At 45.2% G+C, this 16,570-nt stretch carries 19 protein-coding genes; 1 reads left to right on the top strand and 18 read right to left on the bottom strand.

Annotated elements, in window-relative coordinates; translation table 11 throughout:
* Positions 1-3 precede the first annotated feature (3 nt).
* From V6W81_RS09350 to terS, 17 genes are all read right to left on the bottom strand, one after another.
* On the bottom strand, positions 4-3,318 hold the full coding sequence (locus V6W81_RS09350; protein ID WP_338542820.1) for a tail tape measure protein: 3,315 nt from the start codon (positions 3,316-3,318) through the stop codon (positions 4-6).
* Positions 3,319-3,476: 158 nt separating this feature from the next.
* Entirely contained in the window at positions 3,477-3,887 is a 411-nt protein-coding gene (locus V6W81_RS09345) for a hypothetical protein (protein WP_338542819.1), read from the bottom strand.
* Between the two features lie 36 nt (positions 3,888-3,923).
* Positions 3,924-4,748, bottom strand: coding sequence for a hypothetical protein (locus tag V6W81_RS09340; RefSeq protein ID WP_338542817.1), 825 nt, complete (start codon positions 4,746-4,748; stop codon positions 3,924-3,926).
* Between the two features lie 119 nt (positions 4,749-4,867).
* Positions 4,868-5,311, bottom strand: a complete 444-nt coding sequence (locus V6W81_RS09335) for a phage tail tube protein (protein ID WP_338542815.1) — start codon at positions 5,309-5,311, stop codon at positions 4,868-4,870.
* Positions 5,312-6,664, bottom strand: coding sequence for a phage tail sheath subtilisin-like domain-containing protein (locus tag V6W81_RS09330; RefSeq protein WP_338542813.1), 1,353 nt, complete (start codon positions 6,662-6,664; stop codon positions 5,312-5,314).
* Positions 6,645-6,893 carry a hypothetical protein gene (locus tag V6W81_RS09325; RefSeq protein WP_338542812.1) on the bottom strand — a complete coding sequence of 83 codons (249 nt, stop codon included), beginning with the start codon at positions 6,891-6,893 and terminating at the stop codon, positions 6,645-6,647. The genes V6W81_RS09330 and V6W81_RS09325 overlap by 20 nt, the downstream gene beginning before the upstream one ends.
* Positions 6,890-7,360, bottom strand: a complete 471-nt coding sequence (locus V6W81_RS09320; RefSeq protein ID WP_338542811.1) for a hypothetical protein — start codon at positions 7,358-7,360, stop codon at positions 6,890-6,892. The genes V6W81_RS09325 and V6W81_RS09320 overlap by 4 nt, the downstream gene beginning before the upstream one ends.
* Positions 7,360-7,884 carry an HK97 gp10 family phage protein gene (locus V6W81_RS09315; RefSeq protein ID WP_338542809.1) on the bottom strand — a complete coding sequence of 175 codons (525 nt, stop codon included), beginning with the start codon at positions 7,882-7,884 and terminating at the stop codon, positions 7,360-7,362. The genes V6W81_RS09320 and V6W81_RS09315 overlap by 1 nt, the downstream gene beginning before the upstream one ends.
* On the bottom strand, positions 7,874-8,197 hold the full coding sequence (locus tag V6W81_RS09310) for a hypothetical protein (protein ID WP_338542807.1): 324 nt from the start codon (positions 8,195-8,197) through the stop codon (positions 7,874-7,876). Before V6W81_RS09310 ends, V6W81_RS09315 begins: the two co-directional genes overlap by 11 nt.
* Positions 8,194-8,580 (bottom strand): hypothetical protein, encoded by a 387-nt coding sequence (locus V6W81_RS09305; RefSeq protein ID WP_338542806.1) that lies wholly within the window; start codon positions 8,578-8,580, stop codon positions 8,194-8,196. Before V6W81_RS09305 ends, V6W81_RS09310 begins: the two co-directional genes overlap by 4 nt.
* On the bottom strand, positions 8,549-8,788 hold the full coding sequence (locus tag V6W81_RS09300) for a hypothetical protein (protein WP_338542805.1): 240 nt from the start codon (positions 8,786-8,788) through the stop codon (positions 8,549-8,551). Before V6W81_RS09300 ends, V6W81_RS09305 begins: the two co-directional genes overlap by 32 nt.
* A gap of 13 nt (positions 8,789-8,801) precedes the next feature.
* Positions 8,802-9,746, bottom strand: a complete 945-nt coding sequence (locus V6W81_RS09295; RefSeq protein ID WP_338542803.1) for a phage major capsid protein — start codon at positions 9,744-9,746, stop codon at positions 8,802-8,804.
* A 2-nt stretch (positions 9,747-9,748) separates the two neighbouring features.
* Positions 9,749-10,984 (bottom strand): XkdF-like putative serine protease domain-containing protein, encoded by a 1,236-nt coding sequence (locus V6W81_RS09290; RefSeq protein WP_338542801.1) that lies wholly within the window; start codon positions 10,982-10,984, stop codon positions 9,749-9,751.
* Between the two features lie 92 nt (positions 10,985-11,076).
* Positions 11,077-11,907 (bottom strand): phage minor head protein, encoded by an 831-nt coding sequence (locus V6W81_RS09285; RefSeq protein ID WP_338542800.1) that lies wholly within the window; start codon positions 11,905-11,907, stop codon positions 11,077-11,079.
* Positions 11,900-13,390 carry a phage portal protein gene (locus V6W81_RS09280; protein WP_338542798.1) on the bottom strand — a complete coding sequence of 497 codons (1,491 nt, stop codon included), beginning with the start codon at positions 13,388-13,390 and terminating at the stop codon, positions 11,900-11,902. The genes V6W81_RS09285 and V6W81_RS09280 overlap by 8 nt, the downstream gene beginning before the upstream one ends.
* On the bottom strand, positions 13,391-14,707 hold the full coding sequence (locus V6W81_RS09275; protein ID WP_338542796.1) for a PBSX family phage terminase large subunit: 1,317 nt from the start codon (positions 14,705-14,707) through the stop codon (positions 13,391-13,393).
* On the bottom strand, positions 14,688-15,575 hold the full coding sequence (gene terS, locus V6W81_RS09270; RefSeq protein ID WP_338542795.1) for a phage terminase small subunit: 888 nt from the start codon (positions 15,573-15,575) through the stop codon (positions 14,688-14,690). The genes V6W81_RS09275 and terS overlap by 20 nt, the downstream gene beginning before the upstream one ends.
* 72 nt (positions 15,576-15,647) lie before the next feature.
* Here terS and V6W81_RS09265 point away from each other — a divergent pair, with 72 nt between their 5' ends.
* Positions 15,648-16,307, top strand: a complete 660-nt coding sequence (locus V6W81_RS09265) for a DUF4145 domain-containing protein (protein ID WP_338542794.1) — start codon at positions 15,648-15,650, stop codon at positions 16,305-16,307.
* Here V6W81_RS09265 and V6W81_RS09260 read toward each other — a convergent pair.
* Positions 16,304-16,513, bottom strand: a complete 210-nt coding sequence (locus tag V6W81_RS09260) for a hypothetical protein (protein WP_338542792.1) — start codon at positions 16,511-16,513, stop codon at positions 16,304-16,306. The two genes, V6W81_RS09265 and V6W81_RS09260, sit on opposite strands and share 4 nt — an antisense overlap.
* Between the last annotated feature and the right edge of the window lie 57 nt (positions 16,514-16,570).

Raw genomic sequence — 16,570 nt, 5'->3', positions numbered from 1 at the left:
GAGTTAACCCCCTGTCTCCAATGCTTTGTATAACTCTTCTCCCAAAACATCACGAAGTAATGCCCGTCCTTCAGGACTTTTCAGCATTTGAGCAAACTCTGCAAAATTAGTAATGCCTTTAGCGAGTTGTCCAAAGTCAATCGTAATGTTGCCGATCGTTACTGACTTGCTACCAGTGGATGCTTCTGCAGATAATGGCGTTGTTCGAACCGGAATAGGACTTCCGGACAAACTTGCCCCTTCGATGCCATCCACACCGTCACGCATCGTCCCAGCAATCAGGTTCATCCGTTCTTTAATCGAATCCGGACGCAAACCATCAGCAAACATCGAGACAAAGTTCGGTGCCCATTTGTCTGACTTACTAGCCGGCCCCTCATCTGTAGGTGATGCGAATCCAAGGTAGCTTTGCATGATCTTGGCGGCGTTGGAGACAACAGAAGTCAATGAAGGAAACTGACTACGCATACCCGAAACCATCATGCTGATCAGGTTGCTTCCCCAACTACTGCCCTGGCTTGAAACGCTACTCAGCGACATCAGATCCCTATGCACTTGGCTGACAGCACTTTGAGCTGCCGAACTAACACTACTAAAGCTTTGACCAGCCTTGCTATTACTGCTTACCACATCCTGTGCCGCTGATTTAGATGTAACTCCCAAGTCCTTAGCTTTCTGTTCAGTTTCCTTAGCCGCCGTACCAACAGACTTGATGTTGCTTTCTGCTTCTTTAGACTCGGAACCTCGGAACATACTCACCAGCTTGTCCTTGATATGATCTGCAGCTTGGGTAACGCCGCTCTCGTTCATTGCATCTGTAAGACCTTGCTTCAATCCACTCTGCTGCACATTGGAAACAACGTTCTCCATTGTCTCTTTAATCTTCTGTTCAGCTTCTTTGGTTGTGGATGCAGTGGTGGTAATGAATGATTCTTTAGGTAATTCAGGCTTTGAAGGAGTCGGCTTAGGCTCGTCTTTTGAGCCAAACCCCATCCAATCCTTGATTGAGCTCGTAAGATTGGATACACCATCTACGATGTCACGAGTTACACCGCTTGAATCCGCCCATGAACCAAGCTTCTCCCCTGCCCAGCTGCCGACTGCAGCACCTGCGGCAGTTCCTAATGGACCAACTAATGACCCGAGTAAACCACCAATTGTACCACCTGCTAAACTACCAACCGTAGATCCACCCTGAGTAGAAATAGCTTCCTTCCAACCTTGTTCCTTAGCAACCCCGTACATGTCATAAGCAGAAAAGCCAACATTGGCAATTGTGCCGAGTACACCAAGACCTTTCAGAACGCCTTTGGCAGCACCGCCTGTACCTTTTAGTCCAGTCGTTAGCAAACCATCTGAACCTAGCTTAGGATTGGTTTTCGACGGTTTGGTTGTAGTAGAAGAAACGTCCTTACCCTTTGTCTTGGTGCTGGTTTGCGGTTTCGTCTTCTTATCGCCAATAATGTCGGTTTTGGTGATCGTTTTGCTAGGTTTGTTCGTTCTTGAGTTTGACCCGTCTGAACCGCCATTCCGGCGATTTCTCCGTCGGTTTCTGCTGTTACCCCCGCCATTTCCACCGCCCATGTTGCCGGTGACATAAACACGAGAAGCATTGACGTTCATGCTGGAGACAAGATCAGCTCCACTGATCGGCGATGAACCACCGCCGCCACCAAACTTGCGGGTACCAGGAAGTCTATTCCAAACCGATCTACCAGCGCCGGTGACATCATCGTATAGTTGCTTTGTTCCTTTAGCCATACCAACTGCACCTTTGAGAACCAATACACCTGCTAATACCCCAAGAACCGAGTTAATGACACCAGAAAACTCGTGATAAAAGCTAACGATGTTACTAATTCCTGTTGCTACCCCAGATCCTAACGCTTCAATCTGAACCTTGTTATCCGTCAATAGGGAGTTGAATTCCTTCATCGCAGGAACAGATGCTTGCATAATGTTACCGCCAATATCCTGTAGCTGAGACTTCATTGCATTCTGCGCCTGGATATATTCAGTCATCGGGTTTGCCGCTTGTTGCTGAGAAACCATTTTATCCGTAGTTCCAGTCATATCAGGCGCTTTTTCAAAAGCAACACCATATGTTTTTAGAATAGCGTCTGCGTTGTCCTCACCTGTAGCTGAACCCAGAGTCGTTAAGGATTGCTTTAACTCATTTCGGTTCTGGCTGGCCAGATCTGCAAGGAGAGCAGCTATTGCCCCTTGTGCCTTCTGCTTGTCTCCTGAGTTAATATCGTCAGTAAAAGCAGCAGCTTGGCGAGCCGCTTCCTTTTTCCCTGCGCCGCGAGCCTCAAAGTAACTAGACATATCATCGACATTCAAAGCTTTAACGCCGAAAACTTCTTTGAAGAAATCACCCGGCTTGTCGAAGTTAAAGGCGCCTTCTTTGACTGTACTACTTAAAAAATTACTCATTTGAGCCGAGTCTACACCGCTACTCGCGAAGTAAGGGCTATACTCCCAGAACGTATCGGCTAAGTCTTTTTGAGGATCACCCACGGACATGTACGCATGAGCGATGCTGTCAGCTACTTGGGAATATGATTCTTTGAAATTCTTTGCTGTTTGAGTAACCGCTCTTTGCATCTCTTCAGAACCAGAGTCAGGGATCACTGCCTGTAATTTAGTAGTAGCAGCAAAAGCTTCACTTACTTTTGATTTATCTTGTACCATCGGCACGAGGGTTGAAAGTTCTCTAGCTCCTGTAGCCTTATCAGAGATAAGTCCTTGAGCGTACAAGTGATCATTCGTAGCTAGTACCTCAGATCGTTGTTGTGACGATAGATATGGAGCAAGACGAGCAGTTTCTTGATAATAATCACCCACACCGCCAAACATTGCATCCGACATACCCCCGCCGAGTATCAACCCGCCACCAAGAGCGGCCAAGCCCGTTATCTTGGCAGATATGTTATCGATCAGCGGACTGATCTGGTCATCTGCATGCAATCTTACGTGAGCATCAGACACCCCCCTAACTTCTGCATCAGCACGGGAAACGGAACGACGGAAGTCTTCAGCACTGGAACGTGCGCGGCGAAACAAATCACCTACAACTGCACGTCCGAGTTGACGCGTCTCATCTGCTGCACGTCCGACCTGAGCTCCTAGATCACGAGCCGATTCGCCGGCGCGATGGATGGACGAACTGAACTCTTGTCCCATGCGATCCGCAGCACGACGAAGACCGCCAACATCGTCTTGCGTATTTCTGAGTCCGCTTTGCATACGACGCAGCGTACCGGATACGAGATCCCTTGCTTCAATAGGTACTGTAATACGACTGGCCGTAGACATAGTATGCACCCCCTTCCCGGCCTACTTTTTGTTAAGCTTCTTCAGTTCTTCCTCAGCCAGCATCGATGCGGCTAGGCAAAATAGGTACTGCCTGTTCTTATTTACTTCATACGGCAAGACTTCGGACGGTAACTTTTTCTGGTTGATCCAAAAGGATGCTACCCAGCTTGCGTCTCCGTCTCGCCGGATAAGTTTTTTGCTTCTCTAAGCAGCTCTTCCTTCGTCTCTTTGAAATTCCGAACGGCTTTGGACAACTTTGCATAATGATCCGGATTGTTCAACATACGCGGTGGCAATTCGTTTTTAGTCACACAATTGTATGCGGTCAGCAGTTTAACGTTCTTCCAATCAAAATCGTGTTCAGTAGCTTTAACAATCATCGCATCGATGTCATTAAAATTCCCTTTTGGTGTACCATCATCGTTGTATGCCGCTTCATAGGCACGGCGCAGATCCATCGTGGTCAAACGACGAACAGACCACTTCTCTCCATCCAGATCCACTTCAATTTGTTCTGGCTTAGTGTCAGCCGTACCAGCTGCAAGATATTTTTGTAATTTGTCGCTCATCATAATTCCTCCCAAAATAAAACAGAGCCCCTATTTCTAGGAACTCTGTTCGTTGATTTTATATTTTATTGGTAAAAACGCTAAAATTCTCAGACCAAGACTAGCTGTTTCATAGAGATCCTTATTAGATAATTCATCATCTCTTCCATGCACTACAACATTTCTTACTTTCATAAATTGATCATTCATCAACAATACTTCAGTAGAGATTATGTTTTTATCAATCACTTCTTTTAAAGCTTGTCTATGAGACATTATAATTTTTGTCCCAGTATCAAAGGCTAGATTTCTTACTCTTTTTTCAATCTCTATAGCTACTAGAATAAGAATAATCCTTGGCTCGTCAATATACGGTTTTAAACTTTCTTTGAAGTAATCGACACTAGGAGTATCGTCTTTTGCTTGATTTGGCTGTTTAGTGTCATCTTCTTTATGATCAATTTTTCTTTCTTCAACTTTTTCAATATTGTTTATTAATTCTTTAATCATCTGTTCATCCCACTCTAATTCAAAGTCTCCCTTTTTAATTTTTTTAATTCTCAAAATGAGATCTTGAATATTAGGAATTAGCAATATTAGGACTAAAAGAACCAATACATATAAAGAGGTGTTATCAAATCTAATTTTTTCAAAGAACATTCTCAAAACTATTATTATAATTCCTAAGACTACAATGCTAGCTTTTAGAAAACTTTTCTTGTTTAGAATCATTTTTATTGTTTTAAGATATTCAATACTCAAAATAATACATCCAGATATCAGAAAAACAAGAACATAACCATCGATTTTCAATTTTGGCCATTTTATTAGTTCTGGAAAGGCACTTGTTACGATAGCAAGACAAAAAAGTAAAATAGCCACTATCCGCAGTATAATCCTTTTATATCTCGAATTGGTTTTTCTGAATGACATATAATTCCCCCAATTAGACATGTTAGCTTCATAAATTTTACCACATAATAATATTTTTGGGGATAGCTTTAAGCCATGTAATCTGGGAATTGCTCTACAAACTCAAAGTCTGTAACAGTACCTTCAAGTGTGATATCAATACCAGTGTTACTATCAATCTGCGCAACTATGATATCCATGTTACCGTGGATGTGAATACCCGTAAGCAAAACACGCTCCACATTACCAGTGATCATATCTTCCAATGCCCCTGTGATCCGATCCAAGAACATAGTCTTGCCTGCCTTGAAATCTTCCAATAATCGATAACGCAACCGTGACTCTAATTTAGACATGACCAGCTTGATCGGGATCTCATAACCCACAATTTGCTTAGTCTTCGCCATGCGTCTGGCACGGACAATATCCAATGTTTCAGGATTCAATGTAACCTCAATTTCTTTAATGGTCTGGATAGAATCGCCATTATCATCCTCAACCGAAAGGTTTCGACCAATAAGTTCGCGTTCCAATTACGCCACCTCCCATGTGATGTAGAATGCTTCAATTGCATCAAGCGGCTTGGCGAACAATTTGAAATACGCGTAATCGAAATCACTTACGTTGTTGGGATCTTCCGTGAAGGTGTAACCCTCATCAATCGCTTTCTGAGTTCTACGGATTGCCAAGTACTCCAACACAGCCGCGATAAACATCCCCCGACCATCTTTGTCGTTATCAAGCTTTGCCTTCCACTTCTTGGCTGTTGAATAAATATCGTTCAAGACCTGATCAATGGTCATGGAAACACGAATCTTACCAAAGTCCTCACGCTCACCTGCGCCCAACGTAGTCAGTGTATTCACTGCTGATTCAATGATGTAGTCGTAACCGTCACGCGTAGCCATCAATGTACCCTCAGCCAATCCTTTGATGACTTCGGAGTGACTCCAGTCAATGGCAGCCTGAGTCATAGGTACTTTCACACCAGTAAACGACTTATTCGCCGGAGTACCAGCCATCAAACCAGCCAACCATGCTGCCCATTTCACCGAGTTGTATGTTTTCCCATTGATATGCGTACCGGCAATGGAACAATTGACGATATATCGAGCGTTCATATTTCTACTACGGGCATTGTGCTTGTCGATATCGGTATCGTCTAGTCCAATCCCAGCAACAACCAACTGAGCAAGCCTACGGGCTTTCAAACGACGATCAAGGAGCCACTGTTTGGCAGCCGCTTGAACAGAAGCCTCAGTGGAAGGTAAGTAAAACACATCGAACGTCAAACCATCGACACGGTTAAAAACCCGGCTCCATTCAGATGCCGTAATCATTGCAGTGCCGGATACAGCACCTGTTAGTGGCGTGTACGCCACGTCTACCAGATCCACCGCACCAGTAGATCTGAAACGAATCATGTTGGATTTCTTTAGCGTTTCTTCTGCAGCAGATTTGTCAGCAACAAGAAATGTCTCTGTGTCGTAAATACCTTTGGTATCACGGACGATGATTTCTTTCTTAGTGGCATCCACTAAGCTTGTCCGGATCATGTATTCAAAGTCGTTACCGCGGAGTCCTGGATAACGTGCTTCAATCGTGTAACTATCCGTGACAGTAATAGCGGCAGCCTTTTCAGATCCATTCGTCACACGGTACCCGACCACGGTTGCGCCCGTTTCGGATGCCAGCTCCAGCTCGTCCACTTGTAGGCCGCTTTCCTTGAGTCTTTCGGATGTGTCCGCCATATCAACAGCCTGGCTGACTGCTCCCCACTCTGATTGATACGGGATAAGCACACGGCCTGTCACTGCTACAATTCTGGCCTTAGCCAATGCGATCAATTCGACATACGCACCTGGTCTAGCTCTCTGAATCGACATTCAACGTTTCCTCCTTCTTTACCGTCACTGGTCGCAAGTATGCATCCAATCGGTTTTGTACTTCCTGCTGTGATAGCAAGGTATCAGCCTTACAATCAAAAAGGGCGCCCGCCACCTCAAAGCGTTCATGCTTCAAGGCGGCTGCACCCTCAATCCATTCATCCTTTGTCCGCTTGTTCAGGTCTTGCATTGCCTGAGTAGCGGGTTTGTCCCTGTTTCGTGTACTCATGGAGCCAGCTCCTTTCCTTCATAGCCAATGTAAAATTCATTAATCTTCGGTACCGGAATCTTCGGAACACTGATCAGGTAGGAATACCTGCAGGTGACCTCAATCCGATCCTTTTCAGGTCGGTTGCGTGGTGGCTCCATAATCATTGCAATACCAAAGCGTTTCGAAGCGTAGAGGTACTTCCTCTGGCGTAAGAACATGAAGAATGGCGTTAGATCGAAAGGAATTGGTTCTCCCTCGTCTTCTTCCGTCACTCGTTCCTTGTCAAAATGGAACACCAGACCCACGTCCTCCACAATTCGGTTAGCACGCGGGGTACTGACCTTATCAGATACGAGATCCGTTTCAATAAACACCGATGGCGTATCGAAGTTTCCCGCCAGCCACTGCGATCGATCATGGAACATTTGGAGATCCGGGTAAACGTGCCGTACAATTTCACCCCATGTATTTAAACCTGCATCCATCAACGCAACACCCTTTCCAGTTCTTTGTCCAGGCGTTGAATGATGAGCTGGTTCATGCCGCCTTCAAACTGTGTAACAGCAATATCGAAATACTTACGACCGATGAAGCTACGCGGCTTTGCCATAAATCCACCTTTGGCATTACGGTCATACACAAAAGACCCACCGCTGTTCCAGTAACCTGGTACAAAGTGAGCCTTATGGATTGTGTATCCCTCATTGATCAGCCTTGGATAGCCCCACTCATTTTGATTGGACGAACCAGATCCGAGGTCGGAACCGACTTCCAATGTGATTGAATTGCGATCAATATCCCATTCCCAAACGTTGCCGTCACCGCCACGGGTAAAAGAGTTCCACATTAGACCTGTATCAATCAGCCCTTGGCTGTCAATCTCGTCAATGATATGGTTTAACAGGCTTTCACCCATCGCTTCAGCAACGTTGGTCAAGACTTGCTTCATTCCCTTATCGGCAAGCCGTTTGAATCGCTTCGCAAGTCCATCAAAATCATTAACGATCATTGCCCTTCACCTCACATGAAGCTAAGAGCTCCATCCAATATCGACGTGGATTCGCATCGATCACCAAATAGCGGCGACCACTCAACACAATCTCATCACTGATTTGGACATCTGCCGACTTCGGCACACCAATAGTCTTTTTAATGATGTACATCACAGGTTTGGTATCTGTCTTGTCGGATATCTCCGTCTTAATGAGATGGCATTTTAAGGTGGTTGATTGACCAGGCTCCCGAACATCAAACAAATTGTTATCATCTCGCTTATTGCCTACCCGATAAACAGTAAGCGGCGTTTTAAATCGGTGATTCATAGAATCAACGCCCTAATGTTTCCACCGTCGTCTGGATCGGCCTGATTTTTCCGTATCCAAAGCGATAGAATGGTATCAACATCTACGTTTCCAGTCGTAACGCCTTTAACTGCATTCCGGGTATAAGTCCATGCACCATCGCTTTCTGACCCATAGTTACGTGCAACAGCAGCAAGATATTCTTCACTATCTTGCAAGGCAAGTCCTTCAGCCAGCTTCACCCAAGCAAGAATGATTGTTTTGTCCGGCGTGTCCGGAAATGGCACAGGTAAGAACAATTCCATTCGAACCTGTGCATCATCAATATATTGTTCAAGTAATTGATCATTGGCATCTTGGACTTGGGTTACCCTACTTCGTTGCCGTAGGATTGTCGGGTTCATTGGCAGGCTCCTTTTTATCCTTTTCAGTATCTGCAGTAGAACCCTTTCCTTTGGCTTTATCTGTAGTGACCAATTCCAGATCCTCTCGATCTTCAAGCAATGCCCATTCTTTATCCGTTAGATCAACCGGTTTGTTAGCATAAAAAAAGCGCCCTCCACCAACATGAAGTGCGCCCGTTTGGTTTTTATATTGTACTTTTGGCATCATGTGTTACCCCCTATTATAGTTTACTGCCTGTCATGTAAGCGACGGATTCAAGTTCAAGGATAACCGCATCAGCGTGGGCAAAAAGGATGTGATACGTTGAATCTTTAATCGCTGCCGTTGCTCCTTCAGCGGTACGTTTGTATTGCAAATCGCGAGTAAACACCGGCACCAAGTTGCTGAGTGGAGTCAATGCAACAAATCCACCTTGCAAGGATTGAACAACTTCAATTGGATATCCAGCGATCTCCGTCAACTTACCATTAATCAGTGTAACGTCACCCAATGTAGTTGGCCGCTTTTGGACTAAGGAAACCAGCTTCTGGTACGTGCGGCGATTCATAATCCATGTGAGATCAGTCATGTTCAAATATTTTTCATCAAGCAGCATCACATGATTGACAAAGTCATCAATGGTAGGTTCATTAGCAGCAAGGTCGGTTTTAAGCGTGGATGCTTTCATCCTCTTCACAAATCCGTCCAGCACTGACAAGAATGGATCAGTAGTTGTTCCATCAGACAACTTTGCATCGGTATCGCCGTTAAACAGGAGATCCTGCAAATCAACACCAAACTGCGATTGAATTAAGTCAATCGTTTTGGTTTCGATATCTTCTCCACGAGCAGTATTGTTGTACCAAACATCATCGTTTTTCAACCACTCATCCCAATACACTTTTCGAACTGCATAATCAACTTGTGGTGTTTCAATTCCACCGGTACCGCTTGGTGCTTCACTACCAGTATGTTGTCGGATCTGACGAGATTTCACTTTCAAACGATCAAGTTTACCAGCTGGTACATCTCTGTACTTGGTGTTCAACTTCGGTAAAGTTGTTGCTTTTTTGGTTGTATCAACCATAAATTCTTCTGCCTCTTTTTTAGGCATAGTGATATTAACGGATTTATGAATTCTTGCGATCTGTTGTTCCTTAGAAATCAATTGTGCATTGTTAGTCATGATTATTGTCCTCCGTTCATTGCTGTGATGTAGCTGGGAACTGCGCTTTTGGTAATCTGATCGTTATCAGGTCCTTGAGCGCTGCCAGCCCGACTGTTCTTAACGAGCTGCACATCAGCGGCCAATGTGGTCATTTGCTGGGTCAGTGGTTCAAGAGCCTTAGCAATAGCATCGGTCACAGCGTCGGCTTCTGGTTTAGCGCCCGTTCCAACGTTAGGATCTGGATCACCTTCGCCATCCTGTTTCTTCAACTCTTTGATTTCAGCATTCAATCCTTCCACTTGCTTAACAATAGGTGCAACAGCTGCCTGTACCGCTTTTACAATGTCATCTGCTTTCAAATCTTCTTCCTCCTCGGACTCTTCTTCGGGAGCCGTTTTATTTTTAAGGTCGGTCAATGTAGCAATGGCATCATCAATGTGCTGCAGGTTGCTTGCAGATATCTTTTTGCCAGCCTTCACGATAGCTTCCGGTGGTTTACCGATCGCCTTCACGATGTCTTCCTGCACTAATACGTCCTGTGCGATCTCAACAAAATCCTGCAGAGCATCACGAATAATCTCGGGATCTGTTTCCATACCTGATTCCCATGAGTCCCAACGAAAAAGAACCGCATTCAAGGCGTCTTGCGCTGCCCAAAATTCGCGGTTCTTCCGGTTCTTATTGTATTTGTCAGCTACAGCCCCCTTGATGATGGGTGCTACTGCTGCAGTAATCGCCTTTTTAATATTGTGCATGAGACCTTTGGACACTTCTTCCTCAACCTCTTCACGTTTACCAACACCAAACATGCTGAATCCAGTGATGTCTCCCTTCTGGATGTCTTCCCATGTGTCGTCGTCAGTGACCTTCACACCAGCAACCCACGAGCCTTTAGCAATCACTTGGTCGCCAATCTCCATGTCGCACGGGGCAATGTATGATTCAACCACATAGCCTTTGTCAGCGTCCAGGTCATGCTGCTTATCGATGTTGTAGGTGTGCTGCTCTTGCATAAAGAGATGCGCTGCCTTCTCGATCTCGACAGAATCCATCATGTCACCATGGGCATCTTCGACATCTGGCTGATACACCACACCAATAACGATGTGTTGCGTGTCATCCACCTTTGCAATCTGAACTTGCTTCTGAATGGCGTTCTTACCCGCTGCTTTGATAATGGCAAATGGCACACCATTAGCGCCCTTATCTACCAGCGACAAGTGCGTAATCTTTGCGTCCTTCATTTTGTAGGTCATTTCTTCTCTCACCTCCTCTCATGTATAATTGCACAGCAAACAGGCATGACCACAACAGCACCATACCAACGCTTCTCATATTCAGTTCACCTCTAATCAAGTACCAACTGCATCGCGCAGCGGCAATTTATGATTTCTTCCGGATCTCCAGCAGGATCACCCGGATACATCAACTTGCTCTTGCCCACCTTAAACGGCTTATCCAGATCCACGACTTGACCATATGCCTTGCGGTGGGTCTTCCGGGTACGTGAACCCCCAGCAGAACGCCATTTCTTACCCTTAGCAATTTCGGATTGCTTCCAGCCTTCAAGCTTACCGCCATTGGCTGCTGCCGTGCTCATAGTTCGCGAGATCCGCTGAGCTCGTTGCATGGTAAATGGACCATCCTCGCCTGTAGCAGCTATAGCGCTGATCTCCTGCACCAATAAAGCACGTTCAGACGGTGTATTCCCTTCCTCAATCGCTTTTTCGAAGCTACGAAGGAGCGTATCCGTTGATGATTGAGTCATATCGGGTACCAGGCTGCGTATTTCCTGCACAAATTGCTTAGCCGCTTCGTTGCCTATGCTCCATGTCTTCTCATCAACAAGCTGTAACAACTCCGATTCCCCAGCCAGATTAAACAACGGTTCAAATGCTTCCTGTACCGCCGTTTCAAACAGATGACTGAAGACATCAGAAGTGTGTAAAGCAAGTAGCACATTGCCAAGCTCACCGATGTTTCCTAAAGCTTCTTCGCTCAGCTCAGCTATTGCATCTTGCAGAGCTTGTCCCTGAAGTTCAAGGATCTCCATGATCCGATCCTCGCCTTGCTTGTACAACTCTTCGAGCAACTTGCGTTCCACAAATGTCAGCTCAAGGCTATCAAGGAATTCATCGTCATCAGCTTTGGCAATCAGCTCCCAACAAGACTCACACATGGACGCCCACCTCTGCCCTCCCCTTACGTAGCAAACGCTTCGCAATAACGGAAACACGTTCCTGCAGGTCGTCAGCATCGCCTTGTTCTTCAGGATCGAGTATAGCGGGTTGGCTGCTTGCCAATTGAGCAATCGGTGTATCAAGGTACTCTTGGCTGAACTTGCTTTCATCGACGGTTGTACCAAGGACATCCTCAGCAATCGGGATCAGGTCACGAACCAGCATGATACCGCGGTCAGCGATGAATTCCAACATTGCTTTACGATCTTCTGGATCAATAATATTCGGTCCTCTCAATATGGCTTTCACTCGGTGAATATTCATATCAGGTAAAAGCCGATTGTTGAACACTTCGTCCATGATCCATTGTCGATAAGGTTGGAAAACTTGTTCCTCGGCAAACTGCAGCGCCGCTTGAGCTGTAGCACGGTTATAATCTGAACTTTGCCCAACCAGAATCGGAGGCATTCGGAATGAAGAAAGGATATCCGCCTTCTTTTCCTTACCATATTCCAGAAATAAGGCATCCTGTTGAAGAAGGTCATTCAACTTATCAAGTTTGATTTGCGATTTTTCCCGACTCTCATCAAGTGGTCCACCTATCTCATCACCTTCGACTTCTAAATAGAGAATGCCGTCTTGTGAATCTTGTCCTCTCGCTTCCTTAAGCAGCTCAATAGATCGTTTAGTTAAACGGCCATTGATCACAGTCAAGATCATCTTCAACATTCGCCCATTAGAAAAGTAACCTAGATTCAGTTCTTCAGCCTTCCGGCTTCCCAGCACACCAGGAGTATTACCAAACCAACGAGGTTCACCGTATGCACCATCATTACCGATACGAAGATGGATTATTTCAGACGATGTATCGTCGATTTTCGTCCCAAATGGTCGGAACCACGTCGTTTTGCCGCCCCTCTTCTGTGCATACTTCCTTACATATGATTGCTGGGTAAATGTTTCAACGTTCCCTTTAATCATCCGTTTGTACTTCACTTCCACCCTATCGTGTTCTGGCGTACATCGAACGTTATTAGGCGGAATCCTGTACAAGGCTGGAAGTTCACTTCCTTGACCACGGGCAACCTCTAAATAAGCATTACCGCATTCCTCTAAGTCACAGATTAAATCTTCAATAATGGTATCCGTTGACTTTTCAAGATTGGCCGTTTTAAGAAACTTATCTGCTAAGTCCCATTCACCTTGAGCCGTTTCATCTGATTCCCCCGCGGCATATTCCAAAGCTATTCCATATCCAGCAATATTCCTTTTATATGCGTCTACACATTGGGGGAGGATATTACTTTCTTTCACAATCGCTTTGCAACTAGCAGGATCTCCACCTTGAGGGTAACTGATCAAGTTTTCTGGTGTATAACTACCTGAAAAAAGATCTGGCAGCCTTTCACTAGCAGGAACCTCAGCTTTGGCGATAGTGATCGGAATAAACGTTGGCCCCGCTGTATCTTCAATGGTACTCAATTAAATCCACCCCACTCCCTCATCATTTCGTTGATTCCTTTCATTTTTACGTGCTTTAGATTGCTGCATTAGGTAATCTGTGTGAATGCCATATCGCCGAGCATCACAGGTATGGTCATTTTGTTTAATCGGCTTGTCTTCACCACGTTGGGATGCTTTCTCGTCCCAAATGTAAGAAACCAACTCTTTGAGAGAGTTGGTGTTGGCGGCACAGATATACAATTCATCGTTTTGGAAACGATTTGAAACGGTTTGAATACCATCCAGTACATCATTGACCGCAGCCTTAACATGGTTAATTCCTCTACGCTTCAGTTCAATGATGAAAGCCTTGGCGCTCGGGTCAATAAAGACTGCATATTCATCACCATCGACAAAAGCCAGTAGATCGTCAGCATATTCGCTGTTTGTCCGTTCGCCTAGCTTCTTTATGTCATGATAGTATTCGTCCAGCTCATAATAGACGTTACCAACCACACCATATTTTAAAAAGGTGGTTGGGTTATTAGCTCCGTAGTCAATACATATAAACTTGCGATCAAACTTTGTAGGGAACCAGTCGCGTGGTTTCTTATGCAGCTTGTCATTGAACTTGGAGAAGATCACACCTTCTGCCATAACCCACAGTCCAAGAATAAATCGGTCATAGAATATTCCGGTGTACATCCTACGGTACCGATCTCGGACACGTTCGGACAACGAAAGATTGTCTTCCATGGTGAAGTGTAAATGAATAGCCCGTTTAACAACAAGGTTATCTAACCATTCCACTTTGAACCAGTGATAAGGTCCCGCAGGGTTACAGTTGAACCACATCTTTGCATCTTCAACCGAACAACGGGCAGTTGCCTGATCCACGAAGGACTTCGGCATCAGGGCTACCTCATCGAAGAACATACCCGCCAAGGTGATACCTTGGATTAGTTCCTGTGATCGTTCGTCCTTACCGCCAAACAGGAAAAATTGGTTGCTGACAAGCCCACGGGATACCGTCAGGACGTTTTCAGTCTTGTTGTCATGCACCTGGTACCCACGACTGGCAAGCATACGTTTGAGTGGACCCACAACGTTACGGCGTAAAGCCCCGATCGTCTTTCCTGCCATACCAAACTGTTCAGTTCGGAACGTCTCCGTTGCCCATACAATGAAGCTGAATGACATTGCTACTGTCTTGCCGGCACGAACTGACCCGTCACAAATGATTGCATCCAAATCATGATGAGGGCTTTCAGGCATCCACCAAGTCAGGACTTGGACTTGCTTGTCAGAGAAGGGTTTCCACTTGAATGATGAAGGTTTAAGCTTTAGAGTTGCCATCTTTAGCCCACACCTCCGCAGCACGTCCCCTCAGAGCATCCATGAATCCATCATCTTCAACTTCATCAGGTTCAGCACCGCCACGTTTGATCATCAGCTCATGCTTCAGCATCTCAATACGGACACGCTTCTCCTCATCCTGTAGCCGCGCCTTCAGCTCAATAGCTTTCAACTTCTTGTCCTGGACCCGTGTTAGAGCTTCTTCAAGTGAAATGATGTCATCAATGACGCGGAATGTCTTTTCCTCAATCTCGGATTCGACCAGCTCTGTACGAGTATGCGGAACGACCTTCGTTTTACCTGTCATCTCATCATGAACCGTCATGGCTTCCTTTATTGATTTGAGCTCATAAAGAACACGCCGTTCCTTCTCGGTCAGTCCATCGGTCAATCTCTTGATTCGTAATAACATCCGACGTTCTCGGATCTCAAATTTCATAATTGCTTCATCAGCCTGCAAAATCGGATCAGTATCAATCCGATCGATGAGATCCAGCTCGTCATCTTCCAAGGCATCAAGCCAAATGGTTTCATACTCACCTGTCGTTACGGCTTTCTTGTTCCCAAATGGTCCACCGTTACCGCCTTTATTGCCGACAGCACGTTTATTCCCTGGGGGTGCTCCCCCACGATTCCCGACAGCATTTTTGTTCCCTTTGGGCGCCCCGCGTTTGGTAACGTTACTATTGGAATCATTGGTAACGTTACTATTCAACTCGGATGCCCAAGCATCCTGAGACTTCCACTTTCTTATCTGCGTTTCCCCAACAAAAAGAGCGGCGGCGATGTCTTTTAACTTCATCGTCCCGCCGCTCTCCAGCCACATCAGTTTAGCCTTGTCCCGCTCGGGACTGCGTTCTCTGGCCATCTACATTCATCACCACCCCCAACAAAAAAATGTATAATTAAGGAACATCCTAAACTAGAAAGGAAACAATTCATGCAGACTAAATATTTTATTCCGGATTACAGATCAGATAAATTCAGTTGTCCTTATTGTGAAGTTTACACTACACAGAGCTGGGACGATCTTTTCTACGGAGGATCAGATGGCTATTTTGAGCTAGCGGAATTAGCCATGTGTACATGTGATCATTGTTTTCAGAGATCATATTGGTATAAAAGTGAGATGATCATTCCTGTTGAGTCTTACAGTAAAATCCCTTCCCCTCATCAAGATATGCCTATTGAATTAGTTCAAGATTATGAGGAAGCAAGAAGTATAGCCCCTCTGTCGCCCAGAGGAGCCGCTGCACTGTTAAGACTCGTTCTTGAAAAACTTTTAACCGAACTGGTAGGCGAAAATAGTAAAGGAATAAACGATAATATTAAGTTATTAGTACGAAATGGTCTTCCACAAAGAGTAGAACAAGCATTAGATATTGTAAGAGTCGTTGGAAACAATGCAGTTCATCCCGGTAAACTTGACCTGAAAGATGACAATCACACTACATTGACTTTATTCGGACTTATAAATTTCATTGTTGAGAATCAAATAACTCAGCCGAAAATGCTAAATGAACTCTATAATCAAACAATCTCAGAAGGCCAACGAGAGCAAATAGAGATGCGTGAAAGACCAGTTCCTGAGACTACTTAAAACTCATCCTGCTGAAGCTTGATATCCAATTCAATGAGACGTTCCAGATCCTGAACCGTCTGCATCTTTATATGTCCAGCCTGTAGGTCTTTCACCCACTGGGCAATGGCTGCTTTAACGATTTTTCGGTACTGCTCTTTGCTCTCAAGGATACTCTCCGCTACTGCGAGTTCGTGTTGCAACAAAACTTCATCTGGTGTTCTCATGCGTATCCCTCAGCTTTCCGTTATGATGGAATGCGAGATAGCGGATCTGAGAGAATG

It is taken from the genome of Paenibacillus tundrae (genome assembly GCF_036884255.1).
Lineage (GTDB): Bacteria > Bacillota > Bacilli > Paenibacillales > Paenibacillaceae > Paenibacillus.
The sequence above is the reverse complement of the archived record's forward strand: the minus strand, read 5'-3'. Positions and strand labels throughout refer to the sequence as shown.

Excerpts from the sequence above, each read along its gene's own strand:
- V6W81_RS09320 (WP_338542811.1), bottom strand. The coding sequence starts at position 7,360 with ATGGATGCAGGTTTAAATACATGGGGTGAAATTGTACGGCACGTTTAC.
- V6W81_RS09300 (WP_338542805.1), bottom strand. The coding sequence starts at position 8,788 with ATGATGCCAAAAGTACAATATAAAAACCAAACGGGCGCACTTCATGTT.
- V6W81_RS09315 (WP_338542809.1), bottom strand. The coding sequence starts at position 7,884 with ATGATCGTTAATGATTTTGATGGACTTGCGAAGCGATTCAAACGGCTT.
- V6W81_RS09295 (WP_338542803.1), bottom strand. The coding sequence starts at position 9,746 with ATGACTAACAATGCACAATTGATTTCTAAGGAACAACAGATCGCAAGA.
- V6W81_RS09260 (WP_338542792.1), bottom strand. The coding sequence starts at position 16,513 with ATGAGAACACCAGATGAAGTTTTGTTGCAACACGAACTCGCAGTAGCG.
- V6W81_RS09305 (WP_338542806.1), bottom strand. The coding sequence starts at position 8,580 with ATGAACCCGACAATCCTACGGCAACGAAGTAGGGTAACCCAAGTCCAA.
- V6W81_RS09310 (WP_338542807.1), bottom strand. The coding sequence starts at position 8,197 with ATGAATCACCGATTTAAAACGCCGCTTACTGTTTATCGGGTAGGCAAT.
- V6W81_RS09325 (WP_338542812.1), bottom strand. The coding sequence starts at position 6,893 with ATGAGTACACGAAACAGGGACAAACCCGCTACTCAGGCAATGCAAGAC.
- V6W81_RS09345 (WP_338542819.1), bottom strand. The coding sequence starts at position 3,887 with ATGAGCGACAAATTACAAAAATATCTTGCAGCTGGTACGGCTGACACT.
- V6W81_RS09330 (WP_338542813.1), bottom strand. The coding sequence starts at position 6,664 with ATGTCGATTCAGAGAGCTAGACCAGGTGCGTATGTCGAATTGATCGCA.
- V6W81_RS09290 (WP_338542801.1), bottom strand. The coding sequence starts at position 10,984 with ATGACCTACAAAATGAAGGACGCAAAGATTACGCACTTGTCGCTGGTA.
- terS (WP_338542795.1), bottom strand. The coding sequence starts at position 15,575 with ATGGCCAGAGAACGCAGTCCCGAGCGGGACAAGGCTAAACTGATGTGG.
- V6W81_RS09265 (WP_338542794.1), top strand. The coding sequence starts at position 15,648 with ATGCAGACTAAATATTTTATTCCGGATTACAGATCAGATAAATTCAGT.
- V6W81_RS09350 (WP_338542820.1), bottom strand. The coding sequence starts at position 3,318 with ATGTCTACGGCCAGTCGTATTACAGTACCTATTGAAGCAAGGGATCTC.
- V6W81_RS09275 (WP_338542796.1), bottom strand. The coding sequence starts at position 14,707 with ATGGCAACTCTAAAGCTTAAACCTTCATCATTCAAGTGGAAACCCTTC.
- V6W81_RS09285 (WP_338542800.1), bottom strand. The coding sequence starts at position 11,907 with ATGTGTGAGTCTTGTTGGGAGCTGATTGCCAAAGCTGATGACGATGAA.